Annotated in this window: 1 protein-coding gene; it reads right to left on the bottom strand. The window is 47.3% G+C overall.

What is annotated here, in order from left to right:
* Positions 1–32: 32 nt before the first annotated feature.
* Positions 33–526, bottom strand: a 494-nt coding sequence (locus ACJHX7_RS26300) for an IS3 family transposase (protein WP_122988703.1), incomplete at its 5' end; no start/stop codon positions are given.

The raw sequence follows: 526 nt of genomic DNA, 5'->3' as shown, positions 1-526 counted from the left end.
TGAACTGAACCCCAAAACCTGGACAGTTTCAGTTAACCGGCTTTTTGATACTCAGTCCGGTATTCTACCGGGCTGAGTCCCCCAAGACTGAGTTTTATTCTTTTTTGATTCCAGTAAGTTATGTATTCGTTAACGGCATTTTCCAGCTCTTCTACACTTCTGTAGTCCCGGCGATAGTACATTTCTTCTTTCAGGTGACCAAAGAAATTCTCCATTACCGCATTATCAAGACAGTTGCCCTTGCGCGACATGCTCTGCACTAACCCTTTGTCTGCCAGGGCAGACTGATAACTTTTTATCCGGTAATGCCACCCTTGATCACTGTGGAGCAGCGGTTTTTCTCCTTCTGCAAGGCTTTCCAGCCCCTTATTTAACATGCGCTTCACCAGCTCCTCTGTAGGCCTGCTGGCAGTTTCCCACGCCACGATTTCCCCGTTAAACAAATCAAGTATCGGGGACAGGTACAGTTTTTGTCCGCCAGCCCTGAATTCGGTGATATCTGTCACCCATTTCTCACAGGGAGCTT

Origin of the sequence: Escherichia sp. WS1451 (assembly GCF_046487365.1) — a bacterium.
Classification (GTDB): domain Bacteria; phylum Pseudomonadota; class Gammaproteobacteria; order Enterobacterales; family Enterobacteriaceae; genus Escherichia; species Escherichia coli.
This window is presented reverse-complemented; position numbering and strand designations above follow the sequence as displayed.